The sequence below is a fragment of the Actinacidiphila sp. bgisy167 genome (genome assembly GCF_965342175.1).
Taxonomy (GTDB): Bacteria; Actinomycetota; Actinomycetes; order Streptomycetales; family Streptomycetaceae; genus Actinacidiphila.
Genome location: NZ_CBDRBL010000227.1, coordinates 1 through 704, shown reverse-complemented (window position 1 = coordinate 704; position 704 = coordinate 1). Strand labels below are relative to the sequence as shown.

Genomic DNA, 704 nt, shown 5'->3' with positions numbered 1-704 from the left:
TGACGTTTTCTCAGCGGTGATCATTTCCAGGTTCCGTTGAGGACGAGGGCGGCGCGGGCGATGTCGCCGATCCGGCTCGGGCTGAGGGTGACGTGCTGCAGGGTGCGCCAGCGCTGTTTGAGCTCGGCGGCAGCGCGTTCGCCGAGTGCACGGATGCCTCTGATCAGGCTGTTCGTGGTGCGGGTGTCCGCGTGCAGGGCCTGTTCGGAGCGGCCCTTCGGGCGGCGGACGGGGACGTGGATGCCGATGCCGGCTCCGATGTAGCCCTTGTCGGCCAGGGTGGGCAGGCCGTCGGCCGCGGCCTTGTAGGGAGCGGGGAGGGCGTGGATGCGGGCTGCGGTGATGTCCGGGGTGGATCCGGGCTCGACGTCGGAGACCCATAGTGGGGTGCCGTCCGGGGCGGACAGGAATTGCACGTTCCCGCCGAACGCCTTGTGTTTCTGGCTGAACCACAGGTCGTTGCCGTTCTCGCGGACTCCGGCGACGCGGTCGGACTCGATCAGCGTGCCGTCCAGGACCACGTGGGTCATGCCCTCGCGCCGGCAGCGCTCCAGGACCTCGTGCAGGTCCGGGGCCTGGTCGGCGAGGACGTCGATGCCTTCGTGGAGGTAGCGGTAGCCGGTGGCCTGGGAGATGCCGGCGTCGCGGGCCAGGCAGTGCACGCAGCCGCGTTCGCGGAACCAGCGCAGGACCAGCACGGCCTG

Annotated in this window: 1 protein-coding gene; it reads right to left on the bottom strand. The window is 70.0% G+C overall.

Annotated elements, in window-relative coordinates; all coding sequences use genetic code 11:
* Positions 1-20: 20 nt before the first annotated feature.
* A partial coding sequence (locus tag ACRWND_RS30900) for a transposase family protein (RefSeq protein ID WP_431955298.1) occupies positions 21-704 on the bottom strand: 684 nt, incomplete at its 5' end.